General features: G+C 60.2%; 20 protein-coding genes and 4 pseudogenes. 16 read left to right on the top strand and 8 right to left on the bottom strand.

What is annotated here, in order from left to right; all coding sequences use genetic code 11:
• Positions 1-30 precede the first annotated feature (30 nt).
• Together rhaI and J5N58_RS15125 are read right to left on the bottom strand one after the other, a co-directional pair.
• Positions 31-1,323, bottom strand: a complete 1,293-nt coding sequence (rhaI, locus tag J5N58_RS15130; protein WP_112826958.1) for an L-rhamnose catabolism isomerase — start codon at positions 1,321-1,323, stop codon at positions 31-33.
• Between the two features lie 119 nt (positions 1,324-1,442).
• Positions 1,443-3,539, bottom strand: a complete 2,097-nt coding sequence (locus J5N58_RS15125) for a bifunctional rhamnulose-1-phosphate aldolase/short-chain dehydrogenase (RefSeq protein WP_112827130.1) — start codon at positions 3,537-3,539, stop codon at positions 1,443-1,445.
• A gap of 204 nt (positions 3,540-3,743) precedes the next feature.
• Between J5N58_RS15125 and J5N58_RS15120 the strand changes: the two genes are divergently transcribed.
• The 8 genes and pseudogenes from J5N58_RS15120 to J5N58_RS15085 all read left to right on the top strand — a co-directional run.
• The gene (locus J5N58_RS15120; RefSeq protein ID WP_112826959.1) at positions 3,744-4,556 is read left to right on the top strand and encodes a DeoR/GlpR family DNA-binding transcription regulator; all 813 of its coding nucleotides are present in this window, start codon (positions 3,744-3,746) and stop codon (positions 4,554-4,556) included.
• A gap of 55 nt (positions 4,557-4,611) precedes the next feature.
• Positions 4,612-5,607: a rhamnose ABC transporter substrate-binding protein gene (gene rhaS, locus J5N58_RS15115; protein ID WP_112826960.1), complete on the top strand. Its 996-nt coding sequence runs from the start codon at positions 4,612-4,614 to the stop codon at positions 5,605-5,607.
• A gap of 66 nt (positions 5,608-5,673) precedes the next feature.
• Positions 5,674-7,209 carry a sugar ABC transporter ATP-binding protein gene (locus J5N58_RS15110; protein ID WP_113442391.1) on the top strand — a complete coding sequence of 512 codons (1,536 nt, stop codon included), beginning with the start codon at positions 5,674-5,676 and terminating at the stop codon, positions 7,207-7,209.
• A gap of 10 nt (positions 7,210-7,219) precedes the next feature.
• Positions 7,220-8,218 (top strand): ABC transporter permease, encoded by a 999-nt coding sequence (locus J5N58_RS15105; protein WP_112827131.1) that lies wholly within the window; start codon positions 7,220-7,222, stop codon positions 8,216-8,218.
• A complete protein-coding gene (locus tag J5N58_RS15100) occupies positions 8,215-9,231 on the top strand; it encodes an ABC transporter permease (protein ID WP_113442393.1) in 1,017 nt (338 codons plus the stop codon). The genes J5N58_RS15105 and J5N58_RS15100 overlap by 4 nt, the downstream gene beginning before the upstream one ends.
• Positions 9,231-9,554, top strand: coding sequence for an L-rhamnose mutarotase (gene rhaM / locus J5N58_RS15095; RefSeq protein ID WP_112826963.1), 324 nt, complete (start codon positions 9,231-9,233; stop codon positions 9,552-9,554). Before J5N58_RS15100 ends, rhaM begins: the two co-directional genes overlap by 1 nt.
• On the top strand, positions 9,551-10,918 hold the full coding sequence (locus J5N58_RS15090; protein ID WP_425314470.1) for an FGGY-family carbohydrate kinase: 1,368 nt from the start codon (positions 9,551-9,553) through the stop codon (positions 10,916-10,918). The genes rhaM and J5N58_RS15090 overlap by 4 nt, the downstream gene beginning before the upstream one ends.
• An 82-nt stretch (positions 10,919-11,000) precedes the next feature.
• Positions 11,001-11,147 (top strand): annotated as a pseudogene (locus tag J5N58_RS15085) (IS6 family transposase); the annotation flags it as partial.
• Between the two features lies 1 nt (position 11,148).
• Here J5N58_RS15085 and J5N58_RS15080 read toward each other — a convergent pair.
• Positions 11,149-11,505 (bottom strand): annotated as a pseudogene (locus tag J5N58_RS15080) (DDE-type integrase/transposase/recombinase); the annotation flags it as partial.
• Between the two features lie 298 nt (positions 11,506-11,803).
• A complete protein-coding gene (locus tag J5N58_RS15075) occupies positions 11,804-12,703 on the bottom strand; it encodes a LysR family transcriptional regulator (RefSeq protein WP_112826965.1) in 900 nt (299 codons plus the stop codon).
• A 116-nt stretch (positions 12,704-12,819) separates the two neighbouring features.
• On the opposite strand from J5N58_RS15075, the gene J5N58_RS15070 reads away from it, so the two are divergent.
• On the top strand, positions 12,820-13,752 hold the full coding sequence (locus tag J5N58_RS15070) for a VOC family protein (RefSeq protein ID WP_244711443.1): 933 nt from the start codon (positions 12,820-12,822) through the stop codon (positions 13,750-13,752).
• Positions 13,753-13,806: 54 nt separating this feature from the next.
• Here the strand turns inward: J5N58_RS15070 and J5N58_RS15065 are convergent, their stop codons facing one another.
• Positions 13,807-14,367 carry a hypothetical protein gene (locus J5N58_RS15065; protein WP_113467225.1) on the bottom strand — a complete coding sequence of 187 codons (561 nt, stop codon included), beginning with the start codon at positions 14,365-14,367 and terminating at the stop codon, positions 13,807-13,809.
• 188 nt (positions 14,368-14,555) lie between these two features.
• On the opposite strand from J5N58_RS15065, the gene J5N58_RS15060 reads away from it, so the two are divergent.
• From J5N58_RS15060 to J5N58_RS15030, 7 genes are all read left to right on the top strand, one after another.
• On the top strand, positions 14,556-15,464 hold the full coding sequence (locus J5N58_RS15060) for a helix-turn-helix domain-containing protein (RefSeq protein WP_342346001.1): 909 nt from the start codon (positions 14,556-14,558) through the stop codon (positions 15,462-15,464).
• Positions 15,465-15,880: 416 nt separating this feature from the next.
• Positions 15,881-16,570 (top strand): hydrolase, encoded by a 690-nt coding sequence (locus J5N58_RS15055; protein ID WP_112826968.1) that lies wholly within the window; start codon positions 15,881-15,883, stop codon positions 16,568-16,570.
• A 68-nt stretch (positions 16,571-16,638) separates the two neighbouring features.
• Positions 16,639-16,926 carry a XapX domain-containing protein gene (locus J5N58_RS15050; RefSeq protein ID WP_112826969.1) on the top strand — a complete coding sequence of 96 codons (288 nt, stop codon included), beginning with the start codon at positions 16,639-16,641 and terminating at the stop codon, positions 16,924-16,926.
• Positions 16,927-17,071: 145 nt separating this feature from the next.
• Complete coding sequence (locus tag J5N58_RS15045; RefSeq protein ID WP_414902062.1) at positions 17,072-17,908, top strand: alpha/beta fold hydrolase; 837 nt, start codon at positions 17,072-17,074, stop codon at positions 17,906-17,908.
• Positions 17,909-18,036: 128 nt separating this feature from the next.
• Positions 18,037-20,019, top strand: coding sequence for an amidohydrolase (locus J5N58_RS15040; protein WP_244711441.1), 1,983 nt, complete (start codon positions 18,037-18,039; stop codon positions 20,017-20,019).
• A gap of 362 nt (positions 20,020-20,381) precedes the next feature.
• Positions 20,382-20,825: a DoxX family protein gene (locus J5N58_RS15035; RefSeq protein WP_113442403.1), complete on the top strand. Its 444-nt coding sequence runs from the start codon at positions 20,382-20,384 to the stop codon at positions 20,823-20,825.
• Positions 20,822-22,420 (top strand): MFS transporter, encoded by a 1,599-nt coding sequence (locus J5N58_RS15030; protein ID WP_244711439.1) that lies wholly within the window; start codon positions 20,822-20,824, stop codon positions 22,418-22,420. Before J5N58_RS15035 ends, J5N58_RS15030 begins: the two co-directional genes overlap by 4 nt.
• Positions 22,421-22,581: 161 nt before the next feature.
• Here J5N58_RS15030 and J5N58_RS15025 read toward each other — a convergent pair whose 3' ends face one another.
• The 3 genes and pseudogenes from J5N58_RS15025 to J5N58_RS15010 form a co-directional block, all read right to left on the bottom strand.
• Entirely contained in the window at positions 22,582-23,478 is an 897-nt protein-coding gene (locus tag J5N58_RS15025; RefSeq protein ID WP_342346002.1) for a Gfo/Idh/MocA family protein, read from the bottom strand.
• A gap of 59 nt (positions 23,479-23,537) precedes the next feature.
• Positions 23,538-23,934: pseudogene (locus J5N58_RS15020) on the bottom strand (ATP-binding cassette domain-containing protein); the annotation flags it as partial.
• A gap of 462 nt (positions 23,935-24,396) precedes the next feature.
• Positions 24,397-24,885, bottom strand: a pseudogene (locus tag J5N58_RS15010) (amino acid ABC transporter permease); the annotation flags it as partial.
• Between the last annotated feature and the right edge of the window lie 18 nt (positions 24,886-24,903).

Raw genomic sequence — 24,903 nt, 5'->3', positions numbered from 1 at the left:
CAGCATTTAGGGCCGCAGATCTGGAGCTGATCAGACGATGCCGCCCGAACCACCCTTCACAGCCGGTCGTTCCGCCGCGACCTGGGCGCGATAGCCGCTGGCGCGATAGGTGGCGACCGGATCGATAGCGCCGCCGGCGCGGCGGCGGGCTTCGGCCAGGATCGGCTCGACATCCGTGCGATAGGCGCGCTTCAGCGTTTCCGTCGCCATCAGCGCATCGTTTTCGCTTTGGAAGCCCTCCAGTGCCGTGCGGTCGACCAGAAGCGCCTGGGCATAGGCGCGGCGGATCTCGTTGGCGCTGGAAATCAGGCTCTCGATCGGATCCGTGACATTGTGGCTCTGGTCGATCATGTGGGCCGGGTGGAAGCCCTTGACCCCGCGATGCTCGGCATCAACCAGTTCGTTGAAGACGAGGAAGAGGCGGTAAGGCTCGACCGAGCCGGCATCGAGGTCGTCGTCACCGTATTTCGAGTCGTTGAAATGGAAGCCGCCGAGCTTACCGAACTGGATCAGGCGGGCGACGATCATCTCGATATTGGTGTTCGGAGCGTGATGGCCGAGGTCGACGAGGCAAAAAGCCTTCGGGCCAAGCGTCTGGGCGATCAGGAAGTTGGTGCCCCAGTCCTGCACGACGGTCGAATAGAAGGCCGGTTCGTACATCTTGTGTTCGGAGAACAGCCGCCAGTCTTCCGGCAGAGCCTTGTAGATGTCGGCCATGGAGGCGAGGTAGCGCTCGAACTGGCGGGTGAAATTCGACTGCCCCGGGAAGTTCGAACCATCGCCGATCCAGACGGTTAGCGCCTTCGAGCCGATGGCATTGCCAAGCTCGATGCATTCGATGTTGTGTTCGACGGCCTGCGCGCGGGTTGCCGCGTCTACGTGGCTGAGCGAGCCGTATTTATAGGAATGGGCCTGATCCGGCGCGTCGGAGAAGGTGTTGGAGTTCATGGCGTCGAAGCTTAAGCCGAGCGCATCGCCCTTTGCCTTCAGGTCCTTCGGGTCCGCTTTGTCCCACGGAATATGCAGCGAAACCGTCGGCGTGGCGCGGGTCAGTTCGTTGATGACCGAGCAGTCTTCCAGCTTGTCGAAGATATGGCGCGGCTCGCCGAGGCCGGGAAAACGGGCAAAGCGCGTACCGCCGGTGCCTACACCCCAGGAGGGAACGGCGACGAAGAACTCGGCGACCTGCTTCGTGACGGCGTCGATGTCGATATTGTTGCGGGCGAGCTTTTCGCCAAGGGCTGCATAGTCGGTCTTGAGCGCGCCGGCGCGCTTTTCGTTCTCGGCCGAAATCACGTCGGCGGCGATCTTCTGTTCTGTCATATCATCCTCCCCGCAACGCTGCGCGAGCATGAGGCCGCGTCGAAGACGTTGCAACTTTCCAAACCGCGAGGGGCCTGCCGCCGACCTTGGGAGCGTCGGCAGCAGGCAATTGTTATTATTCAGCGCGTGAAGCTCTGGGCGTTACCAGCATCGACGTTGATGATATTACCGGTCGACTTGGCCGAGAGATCGGAGGCAAGGAAGTAAATTGCTTCCGCAATGTCTTCCGGGAAGACATTGAGCTTCAGCATCGAGCGCTTGCGGTAATGCTCCTCCAGATCGGTGACCTCGATCTTCGAGGAAGCCGCACGCTGTTCGCGCCATTCACCGTTCCAGATCTTGGATCCGCGCAGGACGGCGTCAGGATTGACGGTGTTGACACGGATGCCGGCTTCCGCCCCTTCCAGGGCCAGGCAACGGGCGAGATGGATCTCGGCGGCCTTCGCTGTGCAATAGGCCGAGGCGTTCGGCGAGGAGGCGAGGCCGTTCTTCGAAGCGACGAAGACGATATTGCCGCCGATCGCCTGCCGGCGGAACAGGCGGAACGCTTCGCGGGAGACGAGGAAGTAACCAGTCGTCAGAATGTCGATATTCTTGTTCCACATTTGAAGCGTGGTGTCCTCGACCGGCGCAGAGGAGGCAATGCCGGCGTTGGAAACGAGAATGTCGACACCGCCGAATTCGACGCAGGCTTCAGCGAAGGTCGAAGCGACGGCCTCTTCCTTTGTCACGTCGAGAGTGACGGAGCGAACGGCATCCGCGCCGTAGCGCTTGGAGAAATCGGCAAGCGTGTCGGACAGTGCGTTGGCGTCGATGTCGGCGAGCACCACGCATGCGCCCTCGGACATCAACCGTTCAGCCGTTGCCCGGCCGATGCCGCCGGCGCCGCCGGTGACGAAGGCCACACGGCCTGCAAGCGACTTCGGCTTCGGCATGCGCTGGAGCTTGGCTTCTTCAAGCAGCCAGTATTCGATGTCGAAGGCTTCCTGTTCCGGCAGACCCTGATACTCGGAGACCGTCGAGGCGCCACGCATGACGTTGATGGCGTTGACATAGAATTCGCCGGCGATGCGGGCGGTCGCCTTGTCCTTAGCGAAGGACAGCATGCCGACGCCCGGAACCAGGAAGATGACCGGGTTTGGATCGCGCATGGCAGGCGAATTGTCGTGCTTGCAGGTCTCGTAATAGCGCGTGTAGTCGGCGCGGTAGTCTTCGAGAGCCTTGTCGAGGCCGGCGATAACAGTGTCGACATCCGGCTTGGCCGGGTCGAAGTCGACGATCAGCGGGCGGATCTTGGTACGCAGGAAGTGGTCGGGGCAGGACGTGCCGAGGCTGCCGAGCGGCTTCAGGTCTTTCGAATTGACGAATTCTAGAACGGCGGGCTGGTCGTCGAAGTGACCGAGCTTGCGCTCAGCCTTGCCGATGCGGCCGCGGATTTCCGGCATCAGCCGTGCACCGATGGCGCGACGTTCGGCTTCCGGCAGGCTCTTGGCGACTGCGCCGCCGAAGATCGTCTTGCCGTCCGTCTCCCTGGCGAACCATTCGATCGCCTTGTTGATGATTTCGAGCGTCAGCAGATAGCATTCCTTGGCGTCGTTCGCCCAGGTAAACAGGCCGTGGCTTTCGAGCACGACGCCCTTGGCCTTCGGATTGGCCTTGACGAAGGCTTCGAGGTCGAGACCGAGCTGGAAGCCCGGGCGGCGCCAAGGCAGCCAGCCGATTTCTTCCCCGAAGATCTTCCGGGTCAGTTCCTTCGAGTTTTTCGAGGCGGCGATCGCGATAATCGCGTCCGGATGCATGTGGTCGACATGCGTGAACGGCACGAAACCGTGCAGCGGCGTGTCGATCGAGGCTGCGCGCGGGTTGAGATTGAAGGTGCAATGGGGCAGGAAGCCAACCATACGATCTTCGTCGTGGACGCCCTTGTAGATGCCCTTGAGAGCTTCGAGCTTTTCCATATAGAGGGTGGCAAAACCATCGAGCTTGATGGTGCCGACGTCGCCGCCGGAGCCCTTCACCCACATGACGCTGACCTGATTGCCCGTGAGCGGATCGGTTTCGAGCACCTTCGCGGAGGTGTTGCCGCCGCCGTAATTGGTGATGCGCTTGTCGGCGCCGAGCAGATTGGAGCGATAGAGCAGCTTGCCCGGTTCATCGAGCTTTGCAGCGTAAGCGTCGTCCCAACGGTTTTCGAGAAGGCGGGTTTGGCCCGTCATTGCTTCCTCCCTTGCGTGTCGATTCATGGGCCGCTTCACTGAGCGGCCCATCTCCTTCTGGTCGACGGTATCGCGCATCGATCCGACTGTTGTCAATCAATTTCGATCATGAATGTTCATTGTGCGGCGCAATATTATCTTTTTTGATCGTTTTTGATTGACAGCATAAAAGCAATACGAATAAATCAAGCTCAGGAGGAGCCCATGCACGAACGCGAACGACATCGCATTATCTTAAGCGCGATCCAGGAAAAGCCGGTCATCACCGTGCAGGATATCGCTGAGCTGACGGAGGCTTCCGAGGCCACGATCCGTAGGGATATCGCGTCGCTTCATGTGCAGGGCAAACTGCGCCGGGTACGCGGTGGCGCCGAGGCGGTGCATCCTCCGCAGCTTGGAAATCTCGCGGCACGGCCGTTCAGGGTGTCGGAATCAGTCAACATCGATAAGAAACGCGCAATTGCGCGCGCAGCCGTCGATCTCTGCGAAGAAGGCGATTCGATCATCATCAATGGCGGCACGACCACCTTCCAGATGGTGCACTTCATGTCTGCTCGCCGTCTGCAGGTCATGACCAATTCGTTCGCCATCGCCGAGCATCTGGTGAAAAATTCGAAATGCACGGTTTCGGTTCCCGGCGGCGCGATCTATCGCGACCAGAGTCTGATCCTTTCGCCTTTCGACAACGACGCGATCCGCAATTTCTACGCTCGCCGCATATTCATCGGCGCGCAGGGCATTAACGCGCTCGGCGTTATGGAATCGGATGCGCTGGTGATCCAGAGCGAGCAGAAGCTGGTCCGACAGGCCGAAGAGCTGATCGTCATGGTCGATTCCAGCAAGTTTTCACGGCGTTCCAGCCTGATCCTGTGTTCGCTCGACAACGTCTCGACGATCATCACGGACGACAAGATCCCGGAGGAGGCGGCCGCGATGGTCACCAATTCAGGCATAAAGCTCATAACGGTCAAGCCGATGGCCTCGACCGAGAAGGAGGATACCACGTCGGTCGCATGAGAGGCGCGGCTGCGTGGGGAGTTCAAGCAGTCCATCAACCTGGGAGGAACATCAAATGAAACTAGCCAAGACACTGCTCGCAGGCGTCGCCCTTGCCGCCATGGCCATGGGTTCAGCCGCAAGTGCCGCTGATATGAAGATCGCGCTCGTGGTCAAGTCGCTCGGCAACGGCTTCTTTGAAGCTGCAAACAAGGGTGCGCAGGAAGCCGCCAAGGAACTCGGCGGCGTCGAGATCATCTACACCGGTCCGACATCCACGACGGCCGAAGGCCAGATCGAAGTCATCAACTCGCTGATCGCGCAGGGCGTCGATGCCATCGCGATTTCCGCCAACGACCCGGATGCGGTCGTTCCGGCGCTGAAGAAGGCTGCCCAGCGCGGCATCAAGGTCATCTCGTGGGACTCCGGCGTTGCTCCGGAAGGCCGCATCATGCACCTGAACCCGTCTTCCAACGAGCTGATCGGCAAGATGTGCCTCAAGCTTGCCGCCGACCACCTGCCGGAAGGCAAGGGTGACTTCGCCATCCTGTCGGCCACCACGACCTCGACCAACCAGAACATCTGGATCGAGGAAATGAAGAAGCAGTTGAAGGACTTCCCCGGCCTCAACCTCGTGACCACGGTCTACGGCGATGACCTCGCCGACAAGAGCTACCGCGAAGCCAACGGCTTGCTGTCGTCCTCGCCGAACGTGAAGGTCATCGTTGCTCCGACCACCGTCGGCGTTCTCGCGGCTTCCCAGGCTGTAAAGGATGCGGGCAAGATCGGTGACGTCTACGTGACGGGCCTCGGCCTTCCCTCGGAAATGGCAGGGGCCATCAAGTCCGGCGCGACCAAGGAATTCGCCATCTGGAACCCGATCGACCTCGGTTATTCGGCAACCCAGATCGCCTATCACCTGGTCAAGGGCGACACCGACGGTGCTCCGGGTTCGGAAATCGAAGCCGGCCGCATGGGCAAGATCAAGATCGGCGATACCGGGGAAGCCGCAATGGCGGATCCCTTCGTCTACGACGCATCGAACATCGATCAGTTCTCGAAGATCTTCTGATCCTCGGACACCAAAACACCCGGCGGCATTGGCCGCCGGGCCCTTTTCCATTTTCGGATGCACGGGATGATGACCGTTCAAGCTTCAAAAATCGGCGCGGGCGCTGAACCCGCTGACACGCCCATCCTCGAGATGCGTGGCATTTCCCAGATCTTTCCCGGAGTGAAGGCGCTCGATGGCGTGAACATCGCGCTCTATCCCGGCAAGGTGACGGCGTTGATCGGCGAGAACGGCGCGGGCAAGTCGACGCTCGTGAAGATCCTGACCGGTATCTATCGCCCGAACGAGGGCGAAATCCTGATCGATGGCCAGGCGATGACCTTTGCCAGCGCGCAGGCCGCGATCGATGCGGGTGTAACCGCGATCCATCAGGAAACCGTGCTTTTCGACGAGCTGACGGTCGGCGAGAACATTTTCCTCGGCCATGCGCCCCGCACGCGTTTCGGCTTGATCGACTGGAAGACCATCAACCAGCGCGCTCGCGAGCTGATGGCGGAGCTTGAAAGCAATATCGATCCGACGATCCGTCTGAAGGATCTTTCGATCGCGCAGCGCCATCTTGTGGCAATCGCCCGTGCTCTTTCGGTCGAAGCGCGCATCGTCATCATGGACGAGCCGACCGCCGCTCTTTCGCGTAAGGAAATCGATGATCTCTTCCGCATCGTCGAAGGCCTGAAACGACAGGGAAAGGCGATCCTGTTCATCAGCCACAAGTTCGACGAGGTCTACGAGATTGCCGAGAACTATGCCGTTTTCCGCGACGGCAAGATGGTCGGCGCCGGCGTTCTGAAGGACACGCCGCAGGATGAAATCGTCCGCCTGATGGTCGGGCGCGACGTGCACGACGTTTTCCCAAAGGTGGAGGTTGCCATCGGCGACACGGTGCTTGCCGTCGAGCGCTACTGCCATGAGACGGAATTCCGCGATATTTCCTTCGAGCTGAAGAAGGGCGAGATCCTCGGCGTTTACGGCCTCATCGGTGCCGGTCGCTCGGAGCTCTGCCAGTCACTGTTCGGCATCACCATGCCGGCGTCCGGGGCGTTGAAACTCGATGGACGCGACGTCGTGATCCGCTCCCCTGCAGACGCCATCGCCGCTGGCATCGTTTATGTGCCGGAAGAGCGTGGTCGCCATGGTCTGGCGCTTGAAATGCCGATCTACCAGAACATGTCGTTGCCGTCGCTGGCCCGTACGTCGGCAAGGGGCTTTCTGAAAGCGATCAACGAGTTCTCGCTCGCCCGCAAGTATGCCGAACGGCTGGATCTTCGCGCCGCTGCCCTTTCCGTGCCGGTGGGAACGCTTTCGGGCGGCAACCAGCAGAAGGTGGTCATCGGCAAGTGGCTCGCCACCCAGCCGAAGGTCATCATTCTCGACGAACCGACCAAGGGCATCGACATCGGCTCCAAGGCCGCCGTCCACGGCTTCATCTCCGAACTTGCGAACGAAGGCCTCTCGATCATCATGATCTCCTCCGAACTGCCCGAGATTCTCGGCATGTCGGATCGCGTTATGGTGATGCGCGAAGGTCTTCAGGCCGGCATCTATCAGCGTCAGGGCCTCACCGCCGAGACGCTGGTGCGCGCCGCGACCGGCAATGCGTAAGGACATTTCAATGCAACGTCTCCTGAAAAACCGCGAATTGTTGCTCGGCCTGATCATCATCGTGATGATCGTCGGCTTCTCGACCCGGGCATCCAATTTCGCCACGCCCGGAAACCTCGCCAACATCTTCAACGACACGTCGATCCTGATCATCCTGGCGCTCGGCCAGATGACGGTCATCCTGACCAAATCGATCGATCTCTCGGTTGCCGCCAATCTGGCCTTTACCGGCATGGCGGTCGCGATGCTCGATGCCGCCTATCCGGGCCTGCCGCTGGCGCTGCTGATCGTTCTGGCCGTCGTGATCGGTGCAGCCCTTGGCGCGATCAACGGCTTCCTCGTCTGGCTTTTGCAGATCCCGCCGATCGTGGTTACGCTCGGTACGCTGACGATCTATCGCGGCATGGCCTTCGTACTTTCCGGCGGCAGCTGGGTGAATGCGCATCAGATGACTCTCGATTTTCTCAATCTGCCGCGTCTCGTGGTGCTCGGCCTGCCGATCCTGTCCTGGGTGTCGATCGCCATCGTCTTCCTGATCTGGTTCGTCCTGACCCGCACGCCCTTCGGCCGCTCGACCTATGCCGCCGGCGGCAACCCGACGGCTGCGGTTTATGCCGGCATCGATATCGGCCGGGCGCGCTTTCTTGCCTTCGTGCTTTCGGGCGCGCTTGCGGGGCTTGCCGGCTATCTCTGGGTTTCGCGCTATGCGGTCGCCTATGTCGATATCGCCGCCGGTTTCGAACTCGATAGCGTCGCGGCCAATGTCATCGGGGGCGTGTCGATTGCCGGCGGTATCGGGACCGTGGTCGGAACCGTTCTCGGCGCGCTTTTCCTCGGCGTCATCAAGAACGCGCTGCCGGTGATCGGCATCTCGCCCTTTGCCCAGATGGCCATTTCCGGCATCGTCATCGTGCTGGCCGTTGTCTTCAATGCCCGCGCCGAACGCAAGAGGGGCCGCATCATCCTGCGTGATCGCGCAGCCAAGGATACCCATGAGGTGACCGCATGACCGTTGCAGCTTCCGAAAACGTCGTGACACGCCGCCAGATTCCGGATCGGCTGGGCACGCCCTTCAAGCGGTTGATGGGAAGCTGGGAGGTCCTTCTGTTCGGCGTCGCCGTGGTGATCTTCATCGCCAATTCGCTGGCTTCGCCCTACTTCCTGGATGCCTGGAACCTGTCGGACGCGACTTTCAACTTCACTGAAAAGGCGATGATCGCCTTTGCCATGGCGCTGCTCATCATCGCCGGCGAAATCGATCTCTCGGTCGCCGCCATCATTGCGCTTGCATCGACCGCCATGGGTGCTGCCGTTCAGATGGGTGTCGGCACGTCCGGCCTCGTCGCCATCGGCATTGGCGTCGGCCTTGCCTGTGGTGCTTTCAACGGTCTGATGGTTGCGGGGCTGAAACTGCCGTCCATCGTGGTCACCATCGGCACGATGAGCCTCTTCCGCGGTATTTCCTATATCGTGCTCGGCGATCAGGCCTATGGCAAATATCCCGCCGATTTCGGCTATTTCGGCCAGGGCTATGTCTTCTGGGTCTTCTCCTTCGAATTCGTGCTTTTCCTCGTTCTCGCCGGTGTCTTCGCCGTTCTTCTGCATGCGACGAATTTCGGCCGGCAGGTCTACGTGATCGGCAACAACCCGCTTGCGGCACGTTTTTCCGGCATTCCGGTCGAGCGGGTGAAGTTCATCCTGTTCGTGCTCACCGGCCTGATGAGCGGAATCGCGGCCGTCTGCCTCACCTCGCGTCTCGGCTCGACCCGTCCTTCGATTGCTCAAGGCTGGGAGCTCGAGGTCGTGACCATGGTGGTCCTCGGCGGGGTCTCGATCCTCGGCGGGGCGGGCACCATCGCGGGCGTCGTCATCGCCGCTTTCGTTATGGGCCTAGTCACCTTCGGCCTCGGCCTTCTCAATGTGCCGGGCATCGTCATGTCGATCTTCATCGGCCTGCTTCTGATCGTTACCATCGCACTGCCCATCATCGGGCGTCGCATTCGCAACGCAAGGAAGAGCTGATGTCCGAGCTGGAAAAGCATGCCTTCAAGATGAAGCTCAATCCCGGCATGGAGGCCGAATACAAGAAGCGTCATGACGAGATCTGGCCGGATCTTGTCGACCTTCTGCACGAGGCTGGCGTCAGCGATTATTCGATCCATCTGGACCGCGAGACCAACACGCTGTTCGGTGTCCTGACGCGCCCGAGAACCCATGGCATGGCGAGCCTTCCGGAACATCCGGTGATGAAGCGCTGGTGGGCTCATATGGCCGATATCATGGCGAGCAATCCGGACAATTCTCCGGTTGCCACCGATCTCGTGACAGTGTTCCACCTGCTATGATGGATATGAAATACGAGCGGGTTGCCGTCATCGATATCGGCAAGACCAATGCCAAGGTGGTCCTGCTGGATGGGAAAAGCGGCGCGGAAATCGCAGTGCGCAAAACGCCCAACACCGTCATCCCCGCGCCGCCATATCCGCATTATGACATTGAGGCCCTCTGGTCCTTCATTCAGGCAACGCTTGCGGAATTCGCTAGGGCTCCGGGTTTCGACGCGATTTCCATCGCCACCCATGGGGCGAGCGCCGTTTTGTTAGGCAAGGACGGAGATCTGGCGCTGCCGGTGCTCGACTACGAATTTGAGTATCCGCAGGCGATCCGTGAGGCCTATGCAAGGCTCCGACCGGGATTTTCCGAGACTTGTTCACCTTCCCTTTCCGCGGGCCTCAATCTCGGTGCTCAACTGCATTTCCAGAAGAGCGCCTTTCCGGAAGCATTCGAACGCGTCTGGGTCATTTTCACCTACCCGCAATACTGGGCGTGGCGGCTGAGTGGAGTGGTGGCCAACGAGGCGACCTCGCTCGGTTGCCACACGGATCTCTGGAACCCCGCGAAGGGTGAGTTCTCGTCGCTGGTGGATCGTCTCGGTATCCGCGACAGGATGGCTCCGGTCCGCTCGGCATTCGACGCTCTGGGGCCTGTTCTGCCCGAGTTATGCGCGGTGCTGGGGCTGTCGCGCCCGGTACCGGTCTATTGCGGCATTCACGATTCCAACGCATCGCTACTGCCTCACCTGATCCTCCGCAAACCGCCATTCTCGGTGGTTTCGACGGGGACCTGGGTGGTGTGTTTCGCAACACCTGGCAACATCGAGAAATTAACGCCGGAGCGCGACAGCTTGGCCAACGTCAATGCCTTTGGCAAGGCCACGCCTTCGGCGCGTTTCATGGGCGGCCGCGAATTCGAAGTTTTGATGCATGGCCTCGCTATGCCGGACGGCGATCTGGATGATGTTATCGACAGGGTTATCGGCAAGTCTCTGATGATCCTGCCGAATGTCGTCGAGGGGTCTGGTCCTTTTCCGGGACGTTGCATGCGATGGGTTGGGTCGCCGGCTTCGGGCGCTGAAAAGGTCGTTGCGGCGTCGCTCTACATAGCACTGATGACGGAGGTCTGCCTCGATCTGATTGGCGCGCAAGGGGAGATCATCGTGGAGGGGCCGATGAGCCGGAACACGGTCTATTTGAAGGCGCTGGCGGCGGCCACAGGCCGCGATGTTATCGTCCAGTCCGGGGAATCCTTGAGTGGCACTGCTCTTGGGGCCGCGATGCTGGCGGGGATGAAGCTGCCGATCTCGGGTTCCATACGCTATACCCCTTCGCTGGCGTTGAAAGACTACCGGGACGCATGGCTGACCTCATGACGGGCTTGTCGCAAATTTTTGCGCTTAACGGGCTGTTCACCAAGCTTGGGGAATTCCGCTCCCGATGTAGCGGGGCGTAGCCATGATTCTGAATTCCATTGCCGAGAAATTGAAGCGCCAATCTAAAGACGATTTCAAAGGGTGGCATTTCGAGGCGTGGCTGAACTTGCAAGCGGTGACCTGGTATCTTCGTTATCCGCTCAGCTACAGAGATCTGGAGGAGATGTTCCGCTGAACTGCGAGCCCTGATCCGAGTGGATCAGCACCTTGTCCTTCGGTTTGCGTCGCCAAACCGCCATGAGTAGAGCCTGCAGCACGACGTCGGTGGTTTGGCGGCTCTGCAGTGCACAGCCGATCACCCGGCGGGAATAGAGGTCGATGACGACGGCCAAATATGAAAAACCTTCGCAGGTCCGGATGTAGGTGATGTCCGTGCCCCACGGCTTGTCCGGAGCCGCCACGTCGAACTGCCGGTCGAGCGTGTTGTCGATAGCGACGGAAGGCCTGCCGCCTTAGATGCCGGGACGGCGTTTGTAGCCGATCTGCGCCTTGATCCCGGCGAGACGCGTCAGACGCGCAACCCGGTTCGGGGCGGCCCATGACGACCGCCTCGGCGCCGACCGCCTGAACCTGCGTCCGCGCACCCGCGCTGCGAGCAAGCGCGCGGACGCATCGGCCATCGGCCAGCAGGCGGCGGATGAGGTCTCGACCGACGAAGCCGGAGCCTTCGGCGACGAGGGCCGGGCGGGGCGAATTCCGCTTCCGCGATGTCGACCTTGCCGCAGGTGTGGTGCGAGATTGACTGCGTTGCCGGAGATCTGATCGGTCTTCGATCTGGATCCGGACGCCTTATGCGATCAGCGCAACGCAACGCACCGGAGTGCGTCAGTCCAGCATCACCATGTGGGCGGCAACCTGCTCTTCGAAGAATTTCGAAAATGAGGCGATCCTCGGAGGCAGAGCCTGGTATGGCGGATAAAACAGCGTCAGCCACAGGTCCGGCGGCGCCCAGCCCTTGAAGACGTGGACGAGGCGGCCGCTCCTGATATGGTCGGCGATGTTGAAGCCTGGCAACAGGGCAACGCCGGCGCCGTCCGCCGCCATGTCGGCCAGAACCTCGCCGCTGTTGGCGCTGAACGCCCGACCTGCAGCAATCGTGATGCTCGATCCGCCGTCCGATAGCACCCAGTTCTCGCGTCGGCTTTCCCCGCTATAGGCAAGGCAGTCGTCTGGTTTCAGTTCGTTCGGGTGCTCCATGGAGGTGAAGCGACTGCCCGGTGCGGCGACCAGGATGCGCGGCACCCTTCGGATCTTTCTCCAGATCGTGAATTTGTCGGAAGGCTGCGAGGAAATGCGGATAGCGAGATCGTAGTCGTCGTCGACGATGTTCACCAGCCCATCGGACAACGAGATCTCGAAGCTCATCTTCGGATAGCGTTCCTTGAAGCCGGACAGGATCGGCGGCAGTACCGTCTTGCCGAACCATGTCGGCGCGCTGATCCGCAGCCGCCCTTCATCAGCCTTGTGGGCATTCATCACCTCGCGCCTTGCATCTTCCAGCGCCTTCACCGCGGGCTGGATCTGCGCGGCGAAGATGGCGCCATCGGTCGTCAGCGATACCTGCCGGGTCGTGCGTACGAAGAGCTGCACGCCGAGTTCAGCCTCAAGCGCTGCGATGGCACGTGTCACCGCTGCTGGTGTCATGTCCAGTTCGCGGGCGACCTGAGCAAAATTCCGCTTCTCCGCAGCAAGAAGGAAGGTTCGAAGAGCTTTGTAATCGTTCACGTCATTGTTTCGTTTATTGCAACTAAATCAAAATAAATATTGCAATTCTCTTCGGCATTCAAGCTGGATACAGTCATTTTAACACTTGAACCTAACGGCCATTGAAAGGCGTCGATATGATTAAGGATATCAAGGGACTGCATCACGTGACCTCGATGGCTTCGGATGCTCGGCAGAACAACCGCTTCTTCACCGACACGCTCGGTCTGCGCCGCGTCAAGCAGACGGTCAACTTCGACGACCCGAGCGTCTACCATCTTTATTATGGCGACGAGAACGGTTCGGCCGGCACCGTCATGACCTACTTTCCGTTCCAGAACATGATGCAGGGCCGCCGCGGCGTCGGCGAAGTTGGGGAGACACAGTTCTCCGTGCCGAAGGGTGCGTTGAAGTTCTGGCAGGATCGCTTGACGGCCCGGGGAGTCGGCGGTCTGGAATCGGATGTCGCATTCGGCGCCAACCGACTTCGCTTCAGGGGACCCGACGGCGATGGCCTGGCGCTCGTCGAGGCTCACGATGACAACCGCGCTCCATGGCTTTCTCCCGGCATCCCAAGCGATGTGGCCATCCGCGGGTTCGCTGGCGCGCGTTTCAGTCTGCATGACAGCGCTGCGACCGAGGAACTGCTCGGTTTCATGGGCTATCAGCGCGCCGAAAAACAAGGTGACGTGACCCGTTTCATCATTCCGGGAGGAAACGGAGCGGATATGATCGATCTCGAGGCGCTGCCGAAGACGGCGTTCGCGCGACAAGGTGCCGGTTCGGTTCATCATGTCGCATTTGCCGTTGACGATCGCGAAAAACAACTCGAAGTGCGCAAGGCACTGATGGATACGGGCTATCAGGTGACGCCGGTCATCGATCGCGATTATTTCTGGGCGATCTACTTCCGCACGCCGGGCGGCATCCTGTTCGAGGTTGCCACGAACGAGCCTGGCTTCAATCGCGACGAGGACACTGCTCATCTCGGTGAAGCCCTCAAGCTGCCAAGTCGATACGAAGCGTACCGGGATCAGATCCGGGCCAATCTCGTACCCCTTGCCGCCTGAGACGAGGCCAGGGATTGAAACCGAAGGCGCCGCGACCCTTGGGTACGCGGCGCTTTAGTGCGTCCTGCGCGTACGACCGTAGCAATGGACGATGTGTGCATTGAGCGCGAGGGCGATATGGGCGACCAGCGATCGGTCCACATCACGCTGGCCGATCAAGGGAAGGAGTGCCGCGCCGATGTCGCGAACCGTCGGATCATCCCTGCCGCGACAAACCGCGAGATCGTCGACCGACGGCGCTTCGGTCTGTTCGGCCAGCTCGGCCAGATGCTTGCGTGGCAGATGGATCGCGAGCGCTTCAAACCGTCCGCGAACGGAAATCGCAGCGCCTGCCGCAAGATTGATGAGACATATCGATCCTTTAGGATAGATCCTGAAGGGGGCCGGCGGCCTGTCTTGGAAAATGTCGGAATGCTCGGTGTCCCTCAGGTAGAGCACGAGGAGAAACGCATCCTCTGCCGGGATGACGACCGATGGACCTGGAAGGGGATACTCGCGACAGACGTGGATCATCGTCATCTCGGCTTCCCGGAGCGGCCTGACGACGAGCGTTGGCGCGTCGCCCACCCTGAACCATTCGCCCATCTTGTCGGCGACCGCCGATGCTGTAGCCACAATAAACTCGTATCGGGATGGCCAATGATGCCGAAGAGACATGTCGGGCCGTGGTTGTAAAGATACCGTTCAATCCACCGTTGTGGCGCGTCCGGTCATATTGGGATAGTTAAAGTCCTCGTCTTTCCCGCATCGTAACGGAAGAGACCCGCCTGCTGGTTTTTATCGAACGGAAGGTAGCGTGTTTGATGAGGAAATCCACCACTCCCTTTGAAAAACCTGCTGACGCATCGACCGACAGCTTCGGTTGTTCGCTCGAAAAGCTGTCCACGAACCAGACACTTCGCGGTGCCGGCCTGACTGTGCTTCGCAAGGGGGTGCGGGAAGGCTTGTCTCAGCAGGTATCCACAGAAGCCAGCAATCGCGGATTTGTCATTGGCGTCTCCACGCTTCCTGGCCATACCCGGCGGATCTTCCACGAGCACCACGCGACGACACATGTCTTCGAACAGGACTCGGTATACATCCGGAGCCTGGACGAGAGATACAAAGCTGATCTCCGGAATGCCTTCGACTTTCTTCTCTTCGAGATTTCTCCTGCCGCGCTTGCGACGATCGCCGAGGAAGCCGATCTGCGGGCGGTGTCCGTGCTCAACACCATAACGGGTCATCCTGATCCGGTTCTCGCCAATCTCGCACGCGCCCTGATACCGGCACTCGAAAATCCCGAGCAGGCGAGCAGACTGTTTGTCGATCAACTGACGACGGCGATCGGCACCCATGTGATCCAGAAGTACGGTCATCGGACCGCCGCTTCCGGGACTCGAGCGCGAAAACTGTCCCGTGCCCAGGAGAATGTCGCCAAGTCGATTATTCTCGACAATCTTCACGGCAACGTATCGATTGCGGAACTCGCCCGGGCCTGTAACCTTTCGCGTGGCTATTTCATCCACGCCTTCCGCGAAACGACGGGAATGACCCCTTATCAATGGCTGTTGCGGGAGCGGATTGCCAGAGCGCGGACGCTCCTGCTGGAGACGGATGTCGCAATTTCCGAAATTGCCATCTCCTGCGGATTTTCCGATCAGAGCCACTTCACGCGCGTGTTCGTGAACCTCGTCGGGACCACGCCCGGCATCTGGCGGCGCAACGCCTGAATGTAGCGGATTGCATTTGCGACGCGCATGCGGCCTTTTGCATTGCCATGCAGAATTTACCTGCATTTCATTCCATGAACCTGACTAATCAACAAGACCGCTTAGCCGGTTCGCGCCAGAAATCTCCGTGTTCGGCCAGCGATGGGCGCTTGCCATAAACGATACGGACATCCGGCGCCATGTGAAGATCGTTGCGGTTTTCGCAATTCATTCGCAATTAATATTGCAATTCCGTGCATGGGTCTGCTGCGTTAGATTTCTATTCAGCAGCCAAGACAACAAGTGAACGGCTTCCAAACGAAACCGGCAACACTTCAAGGATTTCGGAAAGACGGCGCCACCGCGTCGTCCGATCGATAGCTGCTGCCCATTTTCACACCGCAACACGCGGTTCAGACAACCAAAGAGGAAAGACCATGTCCAAGCTCGAAGTTCTTACCCCCGCAAACAGCCAGCTCATCTTCATCGACCAGCAGCCGCAGATGGCTTTCGGCGTGCAGTCGATCGACCGTCAGACGTTGAAGAACAACGTTGTCGGGCTTGCCAAGGCAGCGAAAATTTTCAACATCCCGACCACGATCACCACGGTCGAAACCAAGAGCTTCTCGGGCAACACTTTCCCCGAACTGCTTGCGGTCTACCCGGAGAACGATATTCTCGAGCGCTCCTCGATGAATTCCTGGGACGACCAGAACGTTCGCGATGCGCTCGACAAGAACGCCGCCCAGGGCCGCAAGAAGATTGTTGTCTCCGGTCTCTGGACAGAAGTCTGCAATACGACCTTCGCGCTTTCGGCGCTGCATGATCGCCCTGATTTTGAAATCTACATGGTCGCCGATGCTTCCGGCGGCACTTCCGCCGACGCGCACAAATACGCCATGGACCGGATGGTGCAGGCAGGGGTGATCCCCGTCACCTGGCAGCAAGTCCTGCTCGAGTGGCAGCGCGACTGGGCTCGCAAGGAAACCTACGACGCGGTCACCACGCTCGTTAAGGAACACTCCGGTGCCTACGGCATGGGTATCGATTACGCCTACACCATGGTTCACGGCGCTGAAGAACGCGTCAAGCATGGCAAGCGCATCGGCCCGAACCCCGCGAAATAACGATCCTGGCGGGCCGCTTCGAGGACCCCGTCGAAGCGGCCTTTTTCTCACTTCGTGGAGAACATCCCATGAAAATTTATCTTCTGTCTCTCGGTGCAGGCCTGCTCGTCGGCATCATTTACAGCCTTCTCAATGTTCGCTCGCCCGCCCCGCCGGTCATCGCGCTCGTCGGGCTCCTCGGCATCCTGGTTGGTGAACAGATCATTCCTCTGGCAAGATCGCTCTGGGCAAAAGAGCCTGCTGCAATTTCTTGGATTCATCAGATCAAGCCGCACATGTTCGGTCATTTGCCAAAAGGCCGTGAAAATCTTGCCGTCGCTCTTGGAGCAGACGAACAACGTGAAAAGCGAGGCTGACATGACCTCGAGCTTCACTTCCATGACGCGCCGCAACGTGCTGCTGACGACGGGTGCTGCTGCAGCGACCGTCGCAATTTCACCCGCTTTCGGTTTCGCAGCGAATGCTGCTTCCGCCACACCCTCACACGAAGGAAACAAGATCATGGCATATGTAACCACCCAGGACGGCGTTGACATCTTCTACAAGGATTGGGGTCCGAAGGATGCCCAGCCGATCGTGTTCCACCATGGCTGGCCTTTGTCTTCCGATGACTGGGACGCGCAAATGCTGTTCTTCCTGTCGAAGGGCTATCGCGTCGTTGCTCATGACCGCCGTGGACACGGCCGCTCTGCGCAGGTCTCCGAAGGTCATGACATGGACCATTACGCAGCCGATGCCTTCGCGGTTGTGGAAGCGCTGGATCTGAAGAACGCGGTCCACATCGGACATTCGACAGGCGGCGGCGAAGTTGCCCGTTATGTCGCGAAGCACGGCGAGCCGTCGGGCCGCGTTGCCAAGGCGGTACTCGTTTCCGCCGTTCCGCCGATCATGCTGAAGACGGCCTCGAATCCGGAAGGTCTGCCGATGGAAGTCTTCGACGGCTTCCGCTCTGCGCTGGCCGCCAATCGTGCGCAGTTCTTCCGCGACGTTCCGGCCGGTCCCTTCTACGGCTTCAATCGCGACGGTGCGACGGTGCATGAAGGCGTGATCCAGAACTGGTGGCGGCAGGGCATGATGGGCGGTGCAAAGGCCCATTACGATGGCATCAAGGCCTTTTCGGAAACGGACCAGACGGACGATCTGAAGGCCATCGGCGTGCCGACGCTGGTTCTGCATGGCGAAGACGACCAGATCGTGCCGATCGCTGCTTCGGCACACAAGTCGGTCAAGCTCCTGAAGAACGGCACGCTGAAGACCTATCCGGGCTTCTCGCACGGCATGCTCACGGTCAATGCAGATGTCCTCAATGCAGATCTGTTGGAATTCATCCAGTCCTGAGGGTATCCCGGGGCCGCGATCGTCGTCGCGGCTCCGGTCTTTCGTGGACAACAGCGGTGTTGGGTCGTCTAAGCGGTAACGTCGGCCTGAACTCGTCGCATTCAAAGCTATCTACAGGAGTCTTGCCAATGACGACACGTCGGACCTTTCTTGGAGCGGCGTCAGGTCTCGCGTTTTCGAGCCTCTTTTCCACGGCCAATGCCGCCGATCCCGAACAACCCGGAGTAGACGATATGCATCCCGACCTCATTCTCCATAACGGTCGCTTCACCACGCTTGACCGGACCAATCCGAACGCGACGGCAGTCGCAATCAAGGATGGGCTTTTTCTGGAGGTTGGGTCGGATAGCGCGGTCATGGCGCTTGCCGGACCGGGCACGAAGATCATCGATCTCAAGGGTAAGCGGGTATTGCCCGGCCTGATCGACAACCACACCCACGTCGTGCGTGGCGGCCTGAACTTCAACATGGAACTGCGCTGGGACGGCGTACGCTCGCTTGCCGATGCCATGGACATGCTGAAGCGTCAGGTGGCGATCACGCCGGCACCGCAATGGGTCCGGGTCGTGGGCGGTTTCACCGAGCATCAATTCGTCGAAAAGCGTCTTCCGACCATCGAGGAAATCAATGCCGTGGCGCCCGACACCCCTGTTTTCCTGCTGCATCTTTACGACCGCGCACTGCTGAACGGTGCCGCCCTGCGCGCAGTGGGGTATACGAAGGATACGCCCAACCCTCCCGGCGGCGAAATCGCCCGCGATGCGAACGGTAATCCGACGGGGCTGCTGCTGGCCAAGCCGAATGCCGGCATTCTCTATTCGACGCTTGCCAAGGGGCCGAAGCTGCCGCTCGACTACCAGGTCAACTCGACCCGCCACTTCATGCGCGAGTTGAACCGGCTTGGCGTGACCGGCGTGATCGACGCGGGCGGCGGCTTCCAGAATTATCCAGACGACTACGAGGTCATCCAGAAGCTGTCAGATGAGAACCAGATGACCGTTCGGCTGGCTTACAACCTCTTCACCCAGAAGCCTAAGCAGGAGAAGGAAGACTTCCTCAACTGGACGCAGTCGGTCAAATACAAGCAGGGCAACGACTACTTCCGTCATAACGGGGCCGGCGAGATGCTGGTCTTTTCCGCCGCCGATTTCGAGGATTTCCGTCAGCCGCGCCCGGACATGCCGCCGGAAATGGAGGGCGAACTGGAAGCCGTGGTGCGCATTCTGGCGGAAAACCGCTGGCCCTGGCGCCTGCACGCGACCTATGACGAAACGATTTCCCGGGCGCTCGATGTCTTCGAAAAGGTCAACAGGGATATTCCGCTCGAGGGACTGAACTGGTTCTTCGATCATGCCGAAACCATTTCGGAGCGCTCTATCGACCGCATTGCAGCTCTCGGCGGCGGCATCGCGACCCAGCATCGCATGGCCTATCAGGGCGAGTACTTCGTCGAGCGCTACGGCCATGGCGTTGCGGAAGCGACACCGCCGATCAGGAAGATGCTCGACAAGGGCGTGAATGTCTCGGCCGGGACCGACGCCACCCGCGTCGCCTCCTACAATCCGTGGGTATCGCTTTCGTGGATGGTGACAGGCAAGACAGTCGGCGGCATGCAGCTTTATCCGCGCGCCAACTGCCTCGACCGCGAGACGGCGCTCAGGATGTGGACCGAGAAGGTCACATGGTTCTCCAACGAGGAGGGAAAAAAGGGCCGCATTGAAAAGGGTCAGTTCGCCGACCTCGTCGTGCCGGACAAGGACTTCTTCTCCTGCGCCGAAGACGAAATCTCCTTCATCGTCTCGGAACTGACCATGGTCGGCGGCAAGATCGTCTATGGTGCCGGAGACTTCAAGACGCTCGACGAAACCTCCATTCCACCGGCGATGCCGGACTGGTCGCCCGTCCGCAAGTTCGGCGGTTACGCTGCCTGGGGCGAACCGGAGGGCGCGGGTGCCCGTTCGCTGCGCCGTACCGCCATCTCCACCTGCGGCTGCGCCAGCGATTGCGGTGTGCATGGACACGATCACGCATCGGCATGGACGTCGAAGCTTCCGATCGCTGACCTCAAGGGTTTCTTCGGTGCACTCGGCTGCTCCTGCTGGGCCGTGTGAGGCTGGGACATCAAAGGGCTATCGTCTAAGACGCTAGCCCCCCTTCCGGCCTGCCGGCCATCTCCCTCCCAAGGGGAAATTTGCGCCAACCGCTCCGCCTCATTGGGTTTCGGCGGATAGGGTGGGTTAGGCTCTCCCCTTGTGGGGAGGGGTGGGGGCCTCGCGTTCATATGCGATAGCTCCGCTCCTCTATCAGTGCCAATGGGCAGGCAGTGTTTGCCCATTTGGCATTAATTGCGAAAATCGCAATTAAATCTGAATTTTTAATGCAATTGTTGGCGGCAATCTCTCCGGCCAATATCGCTCCATCAGCCCAATACAGCGCCGCTCGGCTCGACCGGCCAAACCCAAGAGGAGCAGACATGACCGATCATTCTCCAGCCGCAACACGCAAGGGCAGCTCGCTCGCCCGCGTCACCGCCGCGCCTGCGACGCGCACCATCGCGCTATTGGCGCTCTGCGCCGCCTATATCCAGGGTCCGCTGACCAAGATCTTCGATTTCAACGGGGCCCTGGCCGAAATGGATCACTTCGGTCTCCATCCGGCCGCGTTCTTCGCGGTCGCCGTCATCGTGTTCGAACTGACGGCGTCGGCATTGGTGGTCTCCGGTTTCTTCCGTTGGACCGGGGCCCTGGCGCTGGCCGGTTTCACTCTGATGGCCACCTTCATTGCGCTGCGCTTCTGGGAAATGGCTCCAGGGATGGACCGCATGATGGCGACCAATGCCTTCTTCGAGCACCTCGGCCTCGCAGGCGCGTTCGTCTTCGTCGCAGCGTTCGATCTTACCAGGGGAGAAGGAAAATGAGCGCCGCAAAAACATCCGGAGGCACATTCGCTCCCCTTGCGCAGCCCGTCTTCGCGGTTCTCTGGACTGCCACCGTCCTCGGCAACACCGGCAGTTTCATGCGCGACGTCGCCAGTTCATGGCTGATGACCGATCTCTCCGCATCGCCTGCCGCAGTCGCCATGATCCAGGCAGCCGGAACGTTGCCGATCTTCCTGCTCGCCATCCCGGCGGGCGTACTGACTGACATTCTCGACCGTCGCAAATTCCTGATCGCAGTCCAGCTTCTTCTGGCCTTTGTGAGCATTTCGCTGATGGCTCTGTCCCAGATGGGTATGCTTTCGGTCAGCGCGCTGATCGGCCTGACTTTCCTCGGCGGCATTGGCGCCGCCCTGATGGGGCCGACCTGGCAGGCGATCGTTCCCGAATTGGTGAAGCGAGAGGACGTCAAGAGCGCGGTCGCTCTCAACTCGCTCGGCATCAATATCGCCCGTTCCATCGGGCCTGCCGCCGGTGGTCTGCTTCTTGCCGCCTTCGGAGCGGGGATCACCTATGGGGTTGACGTTGCGAGCTATATCGTCGTCATTGCGGCTCTGGTCTGGTGGCCACGTGCAAAGAGCGGCAACGATGCGCTTCAGGAAAACTTCTTCGGCGCCTTCCGGGCAGGACTTCGTTACACCCGCTCGAGCCGCCCCTTGCATGTCGTCCTGCTGCGTGCGGCGATTTTCTTCGCTTTCGCCAGTGCCGTCTGGGCGCTCCTTCCGCTTGTTGCAAGACAGCTTCTGGGCGGCGATGCCAGCTTCTACGGCATTTTGCTTGGGGCAGTTGGCGCCGGCGCGATCGGTGGTGCGCTGGTCATGCCGAGACTGCGTGAACGCCTGAGTTCCGACGGCCTTCTGCTTGGCGCGGCCCTGATCACCGCAGCCGTCATGGGGGTCCTGTCGCTTGCCCCGCCGAAGATCGTCGCGATCATCGCTCTTCTCTTTCTCGGGGCTGCCTGGATCACCGCGCTGACGACACTGAACGGCGCAGCGCAGGCGGTGCTCCCGAACTGGGTGCGTGGTCGCGGTCTTGCCGTCTACCTGACCGTCTTCAACGGTGCGATGACCGCCGGAAGCCTCGGTTGGGGTGCGGTCGGCGAGGCTGTCGGCATCCGTTCGACCTTGCTCATCGGCGCCGCTGGCCTGATTGTCGCAGGTATCATTATGCACAGCATCAAGCTTCCCGCTGGCGATGCCGACATGGTGCCGTCGAACCATTGGCCCGAACCGCTCGTCGCCGAACCCGTTGCACATGACCGTGGTCCGGTCCTGATCCTGATCGAATACAGGGTCGAGAAACATCACCGCAGCGCCTTCCTGCGTGCCATCGATCAACTTTCGCACGAACGTCGCCGCGATGGTGCCTATGGATGGGGTGTCACCGAAGACGCCGCCGACCCGGAAAAGGTCGTCGAATGGTTCATGGTCGAATCCTGGGCCGAGCATCTTCGCCAGCACAAGCGGGTTTCGAATGCCGATGCCGACCTCCAGGGAAAGGTTCTGGCCTACCATGTCGGACCCGACAAACCTGTCGTCCGCCACTTCCTGACGATCAATCGACCGGGCGCCGCCTGACGAAGGCTACGGAGCAGGGCGGCTTCGGCCGCCCTTTTCATTATGTCGCCTGGTGCGATGAATTCGAAAGAATTGATGCAACTGCGAATATAAACCGTCGGCTGTTTGGGCAATCTGGCGTGAACTCAACAGGATACGCTCTCCCGACCTCGCCGATCTCTTCACGGCGTCGATGACCTTGAGCGTCTGGAGCCCCTCGCGACCGCTGACGAGCGGGCGTTCCTCACCGCCGATGACCTTGCAGAACTGCCGGATCTGCAGGGCAAGCGGGTCCTCCTCGATATACGCGGCCTTCTCCGTCTCGAGGGGCTCCCACCAACTGCGCTTTGACGGGTTGCGCCAGACCGCCAGGGACGGGACGGTGAGGGAACCGTGCGTCCCGCCAATGACGTAGCAGGCTCCGTCGGTTTTCGGATAAACCGGTTCTCGCCCGTCGTCATCTCCCACCAGCTCCAGGGCGCCACGACGGCGTCGGAAACGGACGCGGTTGCAAGAACACCGTTCTCGAATTCAATGAGGATCACGGCCGTCTCCTCGACCGCATTGCCACGAACGGCATTGGATTCCCGCGCCTGAACGGCGCTGATATCGCCGGAGAGATAACGAAGATTGTCGATGTCGTGAATGAGGTTCAGGAAGATCGGCCCGGCCCCGGCCGACGTCGCCACTCGATATCGAAATAGTCGTCCGGCTTGAAAAAGCCAGAACATCGCGTTGATGACCAGCACTTGCCCAAGCCGGCCGCTGTCGATGATGTCCTTGGCCTTGCGCATCATCGGATTGTGCCGGCGATGGTGGCCGGTGAGGAGAGGCACTCCTTTCGCTTCCGCTGCCGCGATCAGGCTTTCCCCGGAAGCGATGTCGTCGGCCAGCGGTTTTTCGATCAGGGCCGGAATGCCGGCCTCGATGGCTTCGAAACCGTTCTTCACGTGGACCTGGTTGGGGGTCGCGACAATGATGCCGTCGGGCCGATCGACGGCGATCATGTCGGCAAAGCTGGAGAACCACCGCGCGCCGGCCTCCCTTGCCACCGCCTCGCCGTTCGGCGTGGGATCCATCACGGCACTGAGCACCGCATCCGGTTTGCGAACGACGTGCTGGATGTGTCCGTTTTCCGATATTTGTCCGCCTGATCGAGGATGCGGACGCGTTCGAGATACTTGCGAGCCAGCGTCTCGGCCTCGGCGCGGCCCATTCCCGGCACGCGCATGGGGGCGAGCGAGCAATTCTGCAGGACGGTCATGTGCGGAAAGAGGTTGAAGCTCTGGAAGACCGACTTCTCGACGGATCGCATCCACGGCCTTGCTGCTGCCGTCGAGCATCCGGCCTGCGACCGTTATCTGCCCCTCCTCGATGGTCTCCAGCACATTGATGCAGCGGATCAATGTCGATTTGCCGGAGCCGGACGGCCCGCAAAGAACGATCTTCTCGCCTTTGCGGACCGTCAGATTGATGTCCTTCAGAGCATGAAAGGCGCCGTACCACTTCTCCACTTTCTCAAGTGAAATCAGCATGGATTGAGTATTGGCAGAAGCAGGCACGACGCCTCCCTCGATATGTCAGTTCACGGTGAAGGGGATGTTGGGAATGGATTCCGGGAATTGCAGAAGATCGATTCCCATCCATTTCCTGGTGATGGCGGCCAGCTCGCCATTCGCCTTGATTTTGTCGAGAAAGGCGTTGACGGTTTCGTTCCAGTCCTTTTCGCCCAGGCGCGTCCCGACGCCGTTATAGGTCGTCAGGAAATCGATCTTGCGTTCGTAGGTGCCGGGAGCCGCAGCCTCGAGCCGCTGGCCGTAGAACTGGATACCGACGACGATCGTGCCCTTGGCCTTTACCTCTTCGACGCTTGCGGCGGATGCCGCGGCAGCGCCGCCGAGGACCCATGCCGTCGTTGCAAGCGCCATGCCGATGAATTTCCTGCGATTGTATTGCATTTCATTTCCTCCTCTTTGGTATCGTTGTGTGGGGTGTGAGCGGGTGGCCTTGGCCATCCGTTTCTCGAGAGCCGCTCCGAAATGGGAGAGCGGCCAGCAAATGACGAAATAGATCGCGCCGACGATGCCGAAGACCAGCAGCGGGCGGTACGTCTGGTTCGAAACGATCTGTCCGGCGCGGGCGAGTTCGACAAATCCAACGATTGCCGCAAGCGACGTGCCCTTGATGAGTTGCACCAGGAAGCCGATGGTTGCCGGCAGGGAAATCTTGAGTGCCTGGGGCAGGATGACATCTTTCATCCGCGACACGTAATGAAGTCCGAGCGCGTTGGCGGCCTCGGTCTGTCCCTTTGGCACAGCCTGGATGGAGCCGCGCCAGATTTCGCCGAGGAATGCACTCGCATGCAGCCTGAAGGCGATCTCGACCGCCAGCCACGCGCTCACATCGATGCCGAGCAGCGCGACGCCGTAATAGACCACGAAGAGTTGCATCAGCAGCGGCGTGCCCTGGAAGAGCCCGATATAGCCCATAGCAATTCCGGGGCG

The sequence above is a fragment of the Paenirhizobium cremeum genome, from assembly GCF_022884085.1.
Taxonomy (GTDB): domain Bacteria; phylum Pseudomonadota; class Alphaproteobacteria; order Rhizobiales; family Rhizobiaceae; genus Allorhizobium; species Allorhizobium cremeum.
Note: the sequence above shows the minus strand (reverse complement) of the source record. Positions and strands in the feature narration are given on the sequence as shown.